This window comes from Hominifimenecus sp. rT4P-3 (assembly GCF_051055405.1).
Classification (GTDB): domain Bacteria; phylum Bacillota; class Clostridia; order Lachnospirales; family Lachnospiraceae; genus Pseudolachnospira.
Window position 1 is genome coordinate 2,930,223 of the sequence record NZ_CP167068.1, and the last position, 12,591, is coordinate 2,942,813.

General features: G+C 49.4%; 11 protein-coding genes. 2 read left to right on the plus strand and 9 right to left on the minus strand.

The window, feature by feature from the left end:
• The first annotated feature begins 35 nt into the window (after nt 1–35).
• Entirely contained in the window at nt 36–656 is a 621-nt protein-coding gene (gene spoIIR / locus ACCC71_RS13425; protein ID WP_434310129.1) for a stage II sporulation protein R, read from the plus strand.
• An 84-nt stretch (nt 657–740) separates the two neighbouring features.
• On the opposite strand, the gene ltrA is transcribed toward spoIIR, so the two are convergent.
• The 5 genes from ltrA to ACCC71_RS13450 form a co-directional block, all read right to left on the minus strand.
• Complete coding sequence (ltrA, locus tag ACCC71_RS13430; RefSeq protein WP_434309915.1) at nt 741–2,135, minus strand: group II intron reverse transcriptase/maturase; 1,395 nt, start codon at nt 2,133–2,135, stop codon at nt 741–743.
• 517 nt (nt 2,136–2,652) lie between these two features.
• Nucleotides 2,653–3,174 (minus strand): peptidylprolyl isomerase, encoded by a 522-nt coding sequence (locus ACCC71_RS13435; RefSeq protein WP_434310130.1) that lies wholly within the window; start codon nt 3,172–3,174, stop codon nt 2,653–2,655.
• Between the two features lie 57 nt (nt 3,175–3,231).
• Nucleotides 3,232–4,011: a TPM domain-containing protein gene (locus ACCC71_RS13440; RefSeq protein WP_434310131.1), complete on the minus strand. Its 780-nt coding sequence runs from the start codon at nt 4,009–4,011 to the stop codon at nt 3,232–3,234.
• A gap of 11 nt (nt 4,012–4,022) precedes the next feature.
• Entirely contained in the window at nt 4,023–5,021 is a 999-nt protein-coding gene (locus tag ACCC71_RS13445) for a TFIIB-type zinc finger domain-containing protein (RefSeq protein WP_434310132.1), read from the minus strand.
• Nucleotides 5,022–5,707: 686 nt separating this feature from the next.
• Nucleotides 5,708–6,463, minus strand: a complete 756-nt coding sequence (locus tag ACCC71_RS13450; RefSeq protein WP_434310133.1) for an aspartate dehydrogenase domain-containing protein — start codon at nt 6,461–6,463, stop codon at nt 5,708–5,710.
• 161 nt (nt 6,464–6,624) lie between these two features.
• Between ACCC71_RS13450 and ACCC71_RS13455 the strand changes: the two genes are divergently transcribed.
• Entirely contained in the window at nt 6,625–7,569 is a 945-nt protein-coding gene (locus ACCC71_RS13455) for a LysR family transcriptional regulator (RefSeq protein WP_434310134.1), read from the plus strand.
• A gap of 14 nt (nt 7,570–7,583) precedes the next feature.
• Here ACCC71_RS13455 and ACCC71_RS13460 read toward each other — a convergent pair whose 3' ends face one another.
• The 4 genes from ACCC71_RS13460 to ACCC71_RS13475 form a co-directional block, all read right to left on the minus strand.
• On the minus strand, nt 7,584–8,543 hold the full coding sequence (locus ACCC71_RS13460) for an aminopeptidase (RefSeq protein ID WP_434310135.1): 960 nt from the start codon (nt 8,541–8,543) through the stop codon (nt 7,584–7,586).
• On the minus strand, nt 8,540–10,438 hold the full coding sequence (locus ACCC71_RS13465) for a TRAP transporter permease (protein ID WP_434310136.1): 1,899 nt from the start codon (nt 10,436–10,438) through the stop codon (nt 8,540–8,542). Before ACCC71_RS13465 ends, ACCC71_RS13460 begins: the two co-directional genes overlap by 4 nt.
• Nucleotides 10,439–10,573: 135 nt before the next feature.
• Nucleotides 10,574–11,644 (minus strand): TAXI family TRAP transporter solute-binding subunit, encoded by a 1,071-nt coding sequence (locus ACCC71_RS13470; protein ID WP_434310137.1) that lies wholly within the window; start codon nt 11,642–11,644, stop codon nt 10,574–10,576.
• A gap of 44 nt (nt 11,645–11,688) precedes the next feature.
• On the minus strand, nt 11,689–12,573 hold the full coding sequence (locus ACCC71_RS13475) for an isocitrate lyase/PEP mutase family protein (RefSeq protein WP_434310138.1): 885 nt from the start codon (nt 12,571–12,573) through the stop codon (nt 11,689–11,691).
• Nucleotides 12,574–12,591: the final 18 nt, after the last annotated feature.

Consider the following 12,591-nt stretch of genomic DNA (forward strand, 5'->3'; position numbering starts at 1 on the left):
CGGCCTAGAAAATCGATACATAGAAGGGATACCCAATGAAAAGAGATCTGCATCTTGTTATTTTGGTAATACTTGTCAATAGTCTCCTGGCCCTGGGCTGTCTGGAAGGACTTCGGCAGGACCGGCTTGTGGCTCCGGTGGCTGCAGAAGTGCTTCGGTTCCGCGTCCTGGCAAACAGCGATTCCGAAGAAGACCAAGCGCTCAAACTCTTGGTCAGAGACCGTCTCTTAGACGAGATGAGCCGCGGCCTAAATGCCGCCGCAAGCTCCGAGGAAGCGGAAACTTACGCGGTTTCTCACCAACAAGAGCTCATCGAAGCCGCCCAGACCGCCATACAGGAAGCCGGGTTTTCCTATCCGGTCAGCCTGTCGGTAGGAGATTTCTACTTTCCGGAAAAAACCTACGGCGATATGACCTTTCCGCGGGGCACTTACCGGGCGGTCAAAGTAGAAATCGGCAAAGCCGAGGGGAGCAACTGGTGGTGCGTTTTATACCCAGCCCTCTGCTTTACCGATGCTGTCACTGCCGAAGTCCCGAAGGAATCCCGTGAAAAATTAGAGCATGTGCTGACGGAAGAAGACTGCCAGCTGCTCGATGGTCAGGTGGAAGTCCGATCTGCCTTTCTGGATTGGATCGGAAGTCTGTTTCACTCTTAATCATACCTTCCAATCGAGTAGGAGGCGGTGACTAGCCGCCGTCCTCTCACAGCACCGGACATACGGTTCTCGTATCCGGCGCTTTCAATAGTTGACGTGCACTGACTGATAGGCGGTGGCTAAATCATAAAAGCCACTGTTTATCAGTCTTTCTTTTGTCATTGCCATATTTATGGCAACTGTATGTGTGGTGAACCAATAGCCTCGGCGACTGTTTCCCGCCTGCCATGCCAAATCCTTCTCCAACCCCATCTTGATTAGGTTTCGCACTTTTGTCTTTGGTTTCTTCCATTGTTTCCATATACACATACGTATTCTGTGATAGAGCCATCCGTTAATGTCATCTATGTTGTTCTTCATGCTCGCTATTCCGTAATAGTTTAGCCATCCCCTCGCAAATACCTTGATTTTCTCAAGGCTTGGCTTAATGGACTGTACCGATTTACGGGAAGATAAATCTTTCAGCTTCGTCTTAAACTTCTTCCATGACTTTGCATGAACCCGGACATAAATGCCGCTCCCGTTCCTTCCCAATGCAAAACCAAGAAACTTAAAATTTCGGATTGCAAACACGCTCACAGTGCGACTTTTCTCCCGGTTGACTGTTAATTTCAGCTTTTCCTCAAGGTACTTTGTACTGCTTTCCAAAAGTCTTTCTGATGCCCGTTTGCTCTTTGCGAGAAGCACAATGTCATCTGCATATCGAACGCACGGAACACCTCTATTTAAGAACTCCTGGTCGAACTCGTTGAGGTAGATATTCGCTAGTAACGGAGATAAATTTCCTCCCTGTGGCGAGCCTTCCTCTGTGTCGATGACCACTCCGTTCTCCATTATTCCACTTTTCAGGTAGCGTTTAATCAGCTGTATTACACGCTCGTCCTTTACATTCTTCCGCAAAAGATTGATAAGTATTTCGTGGTTGATTGTGTCGAAGTATTTCGATAAGTCCAGGACTACCGCAAATGTACAGCCCTGCTCTGCATACTCTTTCACTTTTAGTATCGCTTCTTTTGCGCTTCTGTTCGGGCGGTACCCGAAACTGCCGTCCGCAAACAATGGCTCATAGATTGGCACTAACTGTTGCATTATTGCCTGTTGGAGTGTTCGGTCTATCACGGTTGGTATGCCAAGCTTTCGCACACCACCTTCCGGTTTCGGAATCTCAACACGTCTCACTGGAGACGGAGTGTACTTCCCCCTGTAAATCCGGTCGGTCAGCTCCTGTTGATGTTCCTTTAGGTACGGAAGCGCTTCCTCGACAGTCATCCCATCGATTCCTGGCGCCCCCTTGTTTGCCTTCACTCTCTTATACGCTCTGTTGACGTTATCCTTATGTAGTATCGCTTCCAAGAGCTTTGGCTGTGCACTGTCTCTTTCTTTCCATATCCGATTGAATGACCTTGACGCTTCCGCATACCCTTCGTGTTCCGCACTGTCTCTTTGCGGACAGCCATTGTTTTCCAAGTTTTCTGTCATATACAGTCATTCCTCCTTTCCCGGTCATACTCAAGACTCCCACTGATTCGGTCCTTCATGAAAAAAAAACTTCACTACTATGACCTCTGCTGACTTCTGTGCGTTCAGCATTGCCTTAAGCAATGGTTACCTCTTTCAAGGCATACCGCACAGACCTCCCCAGGTACCACACGTTTCCTCCTCTCCATCCATCTGCCTCATTTATCATGCATGATTCCGTGTAGTTATTGGGCTTCGACTTGGTAAGCAGCCTTACCCTCATGCATAACCTCATATGTGATTTCTGTTCGTCAGACCAGAGATTTGCCCGCGGGTTAGTAGGTTCCCCACATCCGGCTTCCTTCAGATTCCACCTCACGATGGACACCCTTGCCTTCGGCTATATCCTTCCCACTACCGGGCGGATTCGGGACTTTAACCCGTTAGAAACGTGCGCCGCTGGGCGCACTTGACAAGAGCACACGCGGTCAGGACCGAGTATGCTCTTATACCGTTTCGCCATCTCACAGGCCTATACTTAACGCTTCTCCGGTTCCGGATATTCTACTCCAAAGGTCTCCGCCGTCATGCTCTGAATTCTCTGGGTCTGCAGCGGACGATCCATATAATTGGTCGGTACGGAGGCGATAGCGTCAATCACTTCCAGACCTTCCGTCACCTTTCCAAAGGCAGCGTAAGCGCCGTCCAGATGGGGGGATTCCTCATGCATGATAAAGAACTGAGAACCTGCGGAGTCCGGGTGCATGGACCGGGCCATGGACAGTACGCCCTTGGTATGCTTTAGCTGGTTGGTAAAACCATTCTGAGAAAACTCGCCTTTGATCGAATAGCCAGGGCCTCCCATCCCGGTGCCCTGCGGGTCGCCGCCCTGAATCATAAAGCCCGGAATCACACGGTGAAAGATCAGCCCATCGTAAAAGCCCTTTTTAACCAAACTAAGGAAATTGTTTACCGTATTAGGGGCGATTTCCGGATACAGCTCCGCTTTCATGACGGAACCGTCCTCCATTGTAATCGTTACTACTGGATTTTGTGCCATTGTCTTCGTCTCCTTTTTTCTAATTTATCTCAAATGCATTTTTTGAAGGTAATCTTTTTAGAAACTGCGTCCGCCTCCGCGGGAATGTCCGCCGCCCCCTCCGGAACGGCCTCCTCCACTAGAATGGCCTCCTCCGCCACCGGAACGGCCGCCGGAAGTTCCGCTCGTCTTCGGAACCGGCTTTCTCACCACCGTCGTATGAGTAAACTCATCTTTCTGTTCACGCATATAAAGGGACGTTCCCCGATAGCTTCTCTTCGCCGTGTTTCCCATCTTCCTTTTACTTACCTTTGCCATAATCAGGACAATAACGGCAGACACAACGGCGCTGCTGATAAACGCTCTCCCAATCCCTTCCGCATCTGGGGTGATCCTGTGATCGGCATACTGGCTTGCCCCTTCCAGGAATTTCCGGCAAGCTTCCGCATAATCGCCGTCTTTCATCGAAGGCGTGATCTGATCATAAATCTTCTCTATCTCTGAATCGGAATACTGGCGATCGGCAATTCCCGCCGTCAGCACAAAGAACTCCCGGTGTTCCATATCGATCAAAAATTGAACGCCGCTTCCCTCTGGCTCCTCGTAACCAAAGGAATGCGTATTGTAAAAATATTCATTGTAATCGGAAGCGCTCATGCCCTGAGTATCCGCCGTGGTAACAAGAATCACATCCATCCGGATTTTAGGCGCCAATTTCACCGCCTCTTTCTGCAGCTCGTCCCGTTCTTCCTCCGTCAAAAGGCCGGCATCGTCATATACTTTCTGCTGGGCCGAATCAAAACCGCAGCAAAAGAGCAGGCATAGAAGCAAAAATAATACTGTCGTTCTTTTTTTCATATGCTCCCTCCCTACAAAAGCTGCGATAAGTACATAACGAAAATCGCGGCGGTCATTCCGCCGAACCAGACTCCCAGCCGTCTCTTGTCCTGGGGAATCGTGCCGACGATCTTACCCGTCTGCCCATTCATAGCTAACGTATGCGCTTTTCCCCGATATCGATAAGTCAAAAGCCATACGGGCAGCAAAGCGTACTCCTCCCGATTCATCTGACACCAAAACCGAGAATCGAGCACATCCACATGAGAATAGCCTCCAATGGTCGACCGCGCCTCTTGGATCGCATTCTTCCGAATCTTATCTTCCGCTCTTGCCGCCATCTCCTTTTCGTCATAATCGTATCTCTCGGAACAAAAACCTGCCAAATACGGCATCCGGAATTCTCTCATCTCCTCATACCGAAAAGGTTCCAGGCGGTCCATCGTATCATCGTCCATCTTTTCCGAAGCATCCACGGGAATTCGATTAAAACTCATGTCCAAATTTCGGAAGATATCATAGTGATCGGTGTAGGTTGTAATCCAGTCGCCTGTCTTTACAGAGCGCACATTGGTTGCACGGGCTCGCATTTGGATATTCACATCCATATCATAAATCCAAAAAGGCACGTAGATCCCGCTCACCTTCTCCAATGCACTTCGCTTTTTCAAAGCCCTGGGGGTAAAAATACCTTTTTTCACCCAGGCTCGGAATAACTCCTGCGCCTTGCTTTTGTCAATTTCAAAAGGAAGCACCAAGGATGGCTTCCACTCACCTAAAAGCCGGTCCTCCACCAGGTTTGGCGTTCCGCAAAATCCGCACACTGTCGCCGACGTCTGTTCATCTGCAACGATCTCCGCGCCGCAGCTGCTGCACCGGTATACTTTATATTCGCCTGCTTCCCTCCCTTGCCCGGTATCCATCTCCTCTACCGAACAATGATTTCCACAATGGTCGCAAATCATCTGACCGGCGTTTACATCATAAACCATAGGAGCGCCGCAATTTTTGCAGGGAAAATTTGTTGCCACTCAGCTCCCTCCCCTCTCGCTTTTCCTAATCCTATTCTATCAGATTCGTTTCCTTCTGTCTACCTTCCGCGGATAAAGATATGTACGGCCAAAATGTTACCAAATCTATAAAAGATATCTTTTACCCAGAAAATTTTTCTCCACGTTCTCATCAGTCTTTTTGTCGTTTTTCCTTGTATTTACGATGTTTTTGCGTTAAACCTCCAAGTTTATATTTATTTTGGAATTTTATTTATATTTATTTTACAACTTTTAGGAATCCTTAAGTAACTAGACATAATTTGGTAAAGATTCCCCCCTATACTATGTATATAACAACAGTTAGTTGTTATTCATAGTTTTTCCGATAAGGCTCTTGTCTCATCCACAAAGCCTTATCACCCTCTCCTTTCTCACAAAAAGACCTGCTGCGAAGCAGGTCTTTTTGCATGAAAAGTTTTTCTCTCTATCTTCTTCCCTGTTTAGATTTTCTTTCTTTTTTCTTTTTAATTTTCCAAAATCCTTAAGCAGGAGGACACATATTGGTCACGATTTCGGGTTATACTATACTCAACAACGAATTAGTTGTTATTCATAGTTTTTCCGATAAGGCTCTTGCTTCATCCACAAGGCCTTATCACCCTCTCCTTTCTCACAAAAGAACCTGCCTTACGGCAGGTTCTTTTGCATGATACGACAGCGGATAATCAGACAAAAGAAAAAATTTCATCCGCCTCCAACACCCGTTTCAAACTTCCCAGCGCGGAAACCGGGGTATAGGCGCCGGTGACGCTTCCATCTGACCGGCTGGAGACCTGTATTTCAAATTCCACCCCGTCTCCCTCCACATGGATGCGATGGGCGTTGGTGGCGACCGCCGGATCTGAGATGATTCGAGAAATGGTACGATCAAAACCAATCCCCGCCAGAGCCACCGACGCATGGACATTCACATTGCGCGGATAAAGTTTACAAACCTGGCGGGCAGGTCCCTCATAAACGATGGTCCGTTCCGTATCGTCACGCCCCAGGCTTTGGGGATTCTTTATCGTTTCAATTTCTACTCTAGTCAATAGACTACGCCCATCAAAGATTCCATCCATCCCTAGAATGGCTCCATGGGGAAAGTATACGTGGGTTCCAGCCCGACGGCAAATCTCTTTTATTTGTCGGTAAAACTCCTCGTCCTGAAATGCTGTCACGGAAAAAGCCAACAAATCCGCATACGGCAAAATCCGAGGAGCCTGCGCCTTTAACACATCCGCCATAGCGCATTCAACCACCAAGTCCGTTTTCTGGAGCAGCTCCTCTTTTGCCTCCTTGCAGACGGGAAATTCTGCTCCCTCCAACGGAAAAAAGGGATCCTGGACAAAAGAAACCTCCAGCTCCGGCTTTTCCCGTACATAGTCCAACATACTCCTTCCGATCTTTCCACAACCCAAAAATCCAATACTCTTCTTCATCATTACCTCCCATTTTGCGGCCCGCATACCGCTCCCAGTCCAGAAACGCTGTTCCTCCCCACTTGTCGGTCAGGCCTTCTGCACTTGCAATTTCCTTACAAATTCAGTATAATTACTGTGTTTAATTGTGTGTTTTCCGTTATAAGGAAAGGATACCGCGGATGTTAAAAGAAATGATCTATGTCTATACCGTTTATCAGGAACAAAGCTTTTCCAAGGCGGCGCGGAAGCTCTTCATTTCCCAACCCGCCTTAAGCGCAGCCGTTAAGAAAGCGGAAACAGAGCTTTGCGCCCCCATTTTTGACCGAAGCACCAATCCCATCCGCTTGACGCGTGCAGGGGAATACTATATTCAGGCCGTCGAAGATATCATGCACATCCAGGAAAGATTGAAGGGCCAGTTAAGTCTGCTGCAGGAGGCGGCTTCCGGCCATATCTGCATCGGAAGCACTACATACTTCTGTACCTACATTCTAGCCGACGTCTTACAGGCATTCCAGGAGAAATATCCCGCTATCTCTCTCAGCCTCTCCGAAGCGAACGGTCCAGGACTGGAAGAAGGATTACAAAATGGAGCGTTTGATTTTATCCTGGATGTAGAGCCTTTGAACAAAAAACTTTTTGAAGAAGTTCTCTGGGGCTACGAAAATGTAATTCTCGCCGTTCCCGCGGCCTGGCCGGTGAATCAGGATCTCACTGCTTACCGCCTTTCCTTCCAAGATATCCGGGAAGGCCGCCATCTGACGGACTGTCATCCTCGTCTGTCGGTCAAGGTATTTGCCAATGAGCCCTTCCTCATCATGAAACAGGGAAACGATATGTATAACCGCAGCCTATCCATTTGTCGTAACGCCGGCTTTACGCCTAAAATACGGATGTATCTGGATCAGCTAATGACCTCCTATCATCTGGCTTGCGATGGTAAGGGAATTGCTTTTATCCGGGATTCCATTCCTCAGCACGTAAGCGCTACCGATCAGGTCTTCTTCTACAAAATTGACGACCAGCTCGCGAAGCGTCAGATTTCTCTCTCCTATCAGAAAGCCGCCTCTCTCTCCGGAGCCGCCCAAACCTTTCTGGATTATATTCAGAACCTAAAGCGCTGACGAACCAAGCGGTCTCAAACTAGAACCCGCCCCTCTTCCAGCAGCTGTACTTCATCGGCCCAAAGGCTGGGCTTCTGGAAAACCAAATCCAGGTGGATTCGACTTGCGGTTCGGCCTCCAAAGCCTGTATTATCACCACAGCCAAAGTGAACCGTGCCGCTGCACCCTTCATCCTCCAGCATCCTCCCTGTCAATTGACACAGAGGATTCAGTCCCAGACCGATTTCTCCCAGTTGGTAAACTTTGGGATCGCCAAATTCCTGTAAAATCTGTTCTAGAATAGCAGCTTGCTCACCGCCTTCGATGCGAACGATCCGCCCCTTTTCCACGGTCAAACGGATGGGCGAGTGAATCAATCCCAGCCTAGGATGAGGAATGCTGCCGTCAATGTAGACAACGCCTTCTCCCGTCCCTTCCCTGGCACATGTGGCGCACTCAATATCCGGCGGGGAAGAGGATTCTCCCGGATGGAGACTCCGTCCCAACTGCGGCGTAGGTTCTATTCCCTCGATGGAACAGGTGAAATCAGTTCCCAAAGAAGTGGTAATCCGACAAGTCTTTTTTCCCCGCAGCGCGTCCGCGATACGAAGGCAAGTCTGACCATTGGCTTCAAAATCACAGTACAACCCGCCCTTCTCCAACATCTCAGGACAATAATCCACCATATTGACAAATCGGGCTCCCGCCGCCACAGCCGCCTTTTTGGCAGGTGCATGAAAGAGAGAAAATTTGGTACAGCCAAAGATGACATCCGCGGCCCCCATGGCGGCCGCTACCATAGGATTGGGATCCGCTCCATGCATGACCGTCTCATCCATGACAATCATACTGCGGTTTTTGATGTAAGAAGAAGCCTCCCAGACTGCATCTGCCACCACCTTGCTGGTGGGGTCCGTAACAATCAGGATCTTTTCCTCCTCTTTGCATCCGCCGCATATGGTCAACAATCGTTTTGCTGCTTCTTTCCCTCTCATTGTACTGCTCCTTCCCTTGGCTCTGCCGCTTTCTGTCTCTTCTTTTTCGCAATTTCCACTCCAACTAAGATGACCACAATGGCCAGTCCGATCACATCCGTCAGGATAGAAGTATATACCATCAAAGCTCCGCCTACGATAAACAGCGCCCTTTTCCAAGGCTCAATGGGACCAACGCAGTAACCAAAAACTCCCATACTCAGAGCAATCACACCTACAAAGACAATGAAAAAGGAATATAAGCAGCCGCCTATAGTGGTGTTAATCATAATTAATCCCGGATTAAAGGCGAATACGTAGGGGACGATAAAGCCTGGCATAGCGATTTTAATCGCCTGGATAGCCGTAGCCATCGGCTCCGACTTGGCGATTCCGGACGCCGCATACACACCCAAGCATACCGGCGGCGTAATGTTGCTGATCACACCAAAGTAAAATACAAACAAATGCGCGGCCATGGGCTCAATTCCCATTTCCACCAAGGCCGGGACAATCAAAGTCGCCAGCAGAATATAAGCGGCCACCGTCGGAAGCCCCATCCCCAAAATCAACGCCGATACCATGGTCAGCAAGAGCAGAATAAACACATTTCCTCCGGAAAGCTGGATCAAAGCGCTGGAAAGCTTAAAGCCAAGCCCCGTCAAAGAAAAAATGCCGATCACAATTCCCGCCGTAGCCGTTCCCAAAGCTACAGGAACCAGGCTTTTGGCAGAGTCCACAAAGCTTTCCAAGATGGGACGAATGCAATCTTTACGCAAAAGCAGCACGCCGATAATCAGACAGCTGAGGTTGCCAATGAGAGCGCCCCGGGCAGCCGTAGTCTTCGCCACACCCAGAAAGTAAATCAGGATAACCAAAGGAAGCAGGCAAAGCCATCCTTTCCGGAAGGTCTGGCCAAATTTGGGAAGCTCCTCTCTCTTGACTCCCGTCAGCCGCTCCCGACCTGCGTGAAAATCTACTGCAAGAAATACGCCGAGGAAATAGAGAATGGCCGGCAGCAGAGCTGCCTTTAGCACTTCCGAATAGGGTACCCCCAGATATTCCGCAATAATAAAGGCGGCCACACCCATGACCGGAGGCATGATCTGCCCCCCGCAGGAAGCGGTAGCTTCCACAGCTCCGGCAAAAGGCGCAGAATAGCCGGTGGATTTCATCAAGGGGATGGTAAAGCTACCGGTTCCCACCACATTGGCCGTGACCGAACCGGACATAGTACCAAACAACGAGCTTGCCACCACAGCCACTTTGGCCGGACCCCCGCGCACATGCCCGACCAGACTGAAGGACAGATCTGAAAAAACCTTCGTACTGCCAATGGCCCCCAAAAGCCCTCCAAAAATAATAAACAGAGCGATATAAGAGGAGACCGCGGCAATGGCCGTTCCGTAAATTCCTTCGTAGCCCAGATATAGCTGGGATGCAATCCGGGATAAGCTATATCCTCGATTGCCAAAATAGCCAGGAATCAAATTGCCCCATTTGGCATAAGCGATAAATAAAAGGGCAAGGATGGGAAGAGCTGGTCCCAGCACCCGCCAAGTCAGCAGCAAAACCAGAAGGATTGTGATAACCCCCATGATGATATCCGTTTGATTATAAACGCCCGCTCTGTCGCTCAACAACGTATTGCCGACCACATAGCCATAAACCGTGGTAATGACAGCAATCAGAAAGAAAATGCCAAGCAGCGCCTGAAAAATCCAGCCTCCCTTTCGATTTGCTTTTCCAATCTTCTCCATCTCTAGGATGGCTCCCAAAGCTAGGACAAAGCCCAGATGTACCACCCTTTGATTCACACCGGGCAACAGGCCAAAAAGGGCCGTATAAATCTGAAAACAAATGAACAGAATCCCTATTCCCCAGATGCCGTACCGGAACCAAGACTTATTTTCCATATTGAGAGTCCTTTCTTGACAAATCATGCCTTACGCTTCCGACGAAAGACCCTCCCCTTCCGCCGGAAGCGCATGTACCTTGCGATGTCTGCGTCAACAGACATGCCTATTCCAAAAACTTTGAACGATCTTTTGTTACGGAAGCAGCCCCTTCTCCTGGTAATATTTCAATGCACCATCGTGGATGGGCGGAACGATATCCGCAGATAGATTTTCCTTTTGATTTTCCGGGCTAAAATAGCCGGCATTTTCATAAATGGTTACCAACTTCTCATTGTTTTCCATAATAGCCTTGGTCACCTCATAGACCACGGCATCCGATACATAGGCACCGGTAAACAGCGTTACCGGATACGCGATGGTGACCAGCTCTTCCTCCTGCCCGTCATAGACGCCTGCAGGAATGGTGGCGGGAACACAAAAAGAATATTCCTCCAAAATCTTTTCCTGGTACGGCGCAACATCCAGGAAACGAATTTCCGCAGAAGAGGTCAAATCCAAAATATTGGCCGCCGGCGCGGAAGTAAAAGTCACCACTGCATCCACCGCTCCGTCTTTTAAGGCGTCGCACGCCTCTCCCAAAGTATAAGTGGTAATGTTGTAATCTTCCGCCGTCAGCCCGCAAACCGCCAGCATATCGCTGGCCTGTCTCGTACCTGCCGAGCCCACTCCTGCTACATTTTTCCCCTTAATATCCTCTATGGTCTGAAGCGGGGAGGATGCCAATGTAATCACATGCATGGAGAAAGGAAGACCGGTAGCAATCATGCGGATGTCCTCAATCTTCTCCGTATAAGTACCCAATCCCAGATATCCTTCGTAGGCACCGTCCGCCGTCGCTAAGCCAAACTCGATATCCTGAGTCCCGATAGCCAATACGTTGCCGGCTCCGCCGGAGGGAGTATTCTCTACATTTACAACAATGTTGGGGTTCGCCTCATTGACCACACTGGCAATGGCCGTTCCCAGGATGGCCAGCGTACCGCCGGTTCCAGAAGTGCCAATGGTTACATGAGTGGTTTCCGTAACAGCTAATTCGCCTCCCGAAGTTTCTGCTCCTGCACTTTCCGCTGCCGTAGCCTCGTCAGAAGAAGCATTGCTGGTTCCTGCCGCGGGGGCAGAGCTCTCCTGGGAGTTTCCTCCGCAACCGCCCAGAGTGGCAATTAACAAAGCAGCCGTCAAAATATAGCAAAAGGTTTTTTTCATTGAAATACTCCTTTCCATTTTTCCGAATATGTTTTGATTCGCTTCTAGTAACGTCCGTACTTTCTCTCCGTCTCATAAACCTCAGGAAGGCCCATCAATGTGGTAAATTCTTGGAAAGATAACTGGTGATCCAACCAATTTTGAGTAGTTCCTTCCCGTTTGATCACATCCAAGGTGTCCTTGACCTGCTTGGCAGAAGCGTACAGCAGAGCCAGCGGATAATTGAAAATGGTAAAACCGCACTTTTCATAAAGCTCCTGAGCGCTCCATAAAGGAGTGTGGCGCACCCAGTGATTGGTCTCCGTGATTACTCCCCATTTTGGTACTGTCAACACATCATTGAAGCGTTTGAAGTCCTCCAAATCATTTCCATGACCCTGCATCAGCATGATGCAATCCGCTCCGGCCGCCTCATAACGCTTTACCCGTTCAATGGCGGAATCCAACCCCTCGCAGTCAATGGCGTCGGTCCGGACACAGATAAAGAAATCCGGATCTTGTCTGGCCTCGATGGCCGCCTGGATCATGTGAATCATCTCTTCCGTGGGAATTACCTGGCGGTTGCTCATGGAGCCGCATTTCTTCGGCATAACCTGATCCTCGATGTGGATGCCGGCCACGCCAATGGCCTCAAATTCCCTAACGGTGCGCATCACATTCAGAATACCGCCGTAGCCCGTATCCGCGTCGCAGATCACAGGAATATGAACGGAATTTACAATATATTTAGCCCTCTCCACTTGTTCGGTCAACGTGACCAGCCCCGCGTCCGTAAAGCCAAACTGTGAGGCCAGGCCCTGTCCGGTCAGATAGATGGCGTCAAACCCGGCCGCCTCGGTCAGCTTAGCGCTGACTGGATCATAGGCTCCCGGCATCAAGATGGGCTTTCCCGTTTTTACCAATTCCCGAAATTTTGCTGCATTTGTCATATTCTCTTCCTCCTTCAT

What these genes read in the sequence shown, in the direction of transcription:
- ACCC71_RS13440 (WP_434310131.1), bottom strand. Translation starts at nt 4,011, where the DNA reads ATGAAAAAAAGAACGACAGTATTATTTTTGCTTCTATGCCTGCTCTTT.
- ACCC71_RS13455 (WP_434310134.1), top strand. Translation starts at nt 6,625, where the DNA reads ATGTTAAAAGAAATGATCTATGTCTATACCGTTTATCAGGAACAAAGC.
- ACCC71_RS13465 (WP_434310136.1), bottom strand. Translation starts at nt 10,438, where the DNA reads ATGGAAAATAAGTCTTGGTTCCGGTACGGCATCTGGGGAATAGGGATT.
- ACCC71_RS13460 (WP_434310135.1), bottom strand. Translation starts at nt 8,543, where the DNA reads ATGAGAGGGAAAGAAGCAGCAAAACGATTGTTGACCATATGCGGCGGA.
- ACCC71_RS13435 (WP_434310130.1), bottom strand. Translation starts at nt 3,174, where the DNA reads ATGGCACAAAATCCAGTAGTAACGATTACAATGGAGGACGGTTCCGTC.
- ACCC71_RS13470 (WP_434310137.1), bottom strand. Translation starts at nt 11,644, where the DNA reads ATGAAAAAAACCTTTTGCTATATTTTGACGGCTGCTTTGTTAATTGCC.
- ACCC71_RS13475 (WP_434310138.1), bottom strand. Translation starts at nt 12,573, where the DNA reads ATGACAAATGCAGCAAAATTTCGGGAATTGGTAAAAACGGGAAAGCCC.
- ACCC71_RS13450 (WP_434310133.1), bottom strand. Translation starts at nt 6,463, where the DNA reads ATGAAGAAGAGTATTGGATTTTTGGGTTGTGGAAAGATCGGAAGGAGT.
- spoIIR (WP_434310129.1), top strand. Translation starts at nt 36, where the DNA reads ATGAAAAGAGATCTGCATCTTGTTATTTTGGTAATACTTGTCAATAGT.
- ltrA (WP_434309915.1), bottom strand. Translation starts at nt 2,135, where the DNA reads ATGACAGAAAACTTGGAAAACAATGGCTGTCCGCAAAGAGACAGTGCG.